This is a genomic window from Pseudovibrio sp. W74 (assembly GCF_001623085.1).
Taxonomy (GTDB): Bacteria; Pseudomonadota; Alphaproteobacteria; order Rhizobiales; family Stappiaceae; genus Pseudovibrio.
Window position 1 is genome coordinate 1 of record NZ_LMCJ01000022.1, and the last position, 1033, is coordinate 1033.

Below are 1033 nucleotides of genomic sequence, written 5' to 3' on the forward strand. Positions count from 1 at the left end.
AAACAAGCCAATAACAACCAGCCAAAACACCAAAACTTAACAAATCCAAAATTTGCACAGACACTTGGAAAACACACCACTCAATCAAGACTGCCACCAACCCCGCAAAAGCTGCATAAGAAAGAACCTCGCCGAACAGCACAGCACTCCAAGAGCAACAATCAGAAATGGAGACACACAGAAGAGCCTAGCGACAAGGCAGACAGAGACCCTGACATCAGACATCCCACGCCTCCCGTACCCTCTTACCCTTACAGCTAGCGCCAAAGTGCTGAGCAAACCAAAGTTGGAGCCAAAGAGATCAGCATCAGCAATGTAAGACCACTGTTAAAGGACAGACACTAGAGAAAGAGTGAGATAGATAGCTGATCAGCCAGTGTTACAGCCGTGAGCCGTGAGCCGTGAGCCAAACCAACACACAAAGCGGCAACTGTGTTTATGCATTGAATGGAACACTATCTCTGAGGAGTGCATTGGCTGTGATGAGTATCTTTCTCGCCAGAGCAATCATTGCCGCTTTGAAGGGCTTCCCTCTTTTGATGAGGGCTTGAGCAAATGAAGCAAAGTGAGAATTAGACCGTGCCGCTGTAACCGCTGCCATATAAAGCGCGTTCCGCACGCGTTTGCGTCCCCCCTTAATGGCCCGATGGCCGCGAAACTGACCACTATCTACATTGAAAGGAGCAAGGCCAGCCAGAGCGGCAATGGCTTTGGGCGATGCGTGCCCGAGCTCGGGCATCAAAGCTAATAGAGTAGTTGCAGCAACAGGGCCTACGCCGGGAATAGAGCGTAATAGCTTGTTATCATGAGTAAATTCGGCAGTCTCTTTGAGCAGTGTATCTCGCTTTTGCTCAATGAATTTAATTTCTTCATTCAGCCAACTGATATGGCGTGCGATGCTGGCATGTTCCTCAGATAAAGCTTGGGTCAGGCGTTGGCGTTCTTTCTTGCGTGTATCAACAAGCTCATCCCGCCGTTTGTGCAAGGCCGCCAGTTGGTCGCGTTCTGGTGCTCGTTGTGTGGTGGCGTCAGG

Annotated in this window: 1 protein-coding gene; it reads right to left on the reverse strand. The window is 50.0% G+C overall.

Features of this window, described 5'->3' with window-relative positions; genetic code table 11:
- Positions 1-436: 436 nt before the first annotated feature.
- On the reverse strand, positions 437-1033 hold a 597-nt coding region (locus PsW74_RS17105; protein WP_193777961.1), incomplete at its 5' end, for a transposase.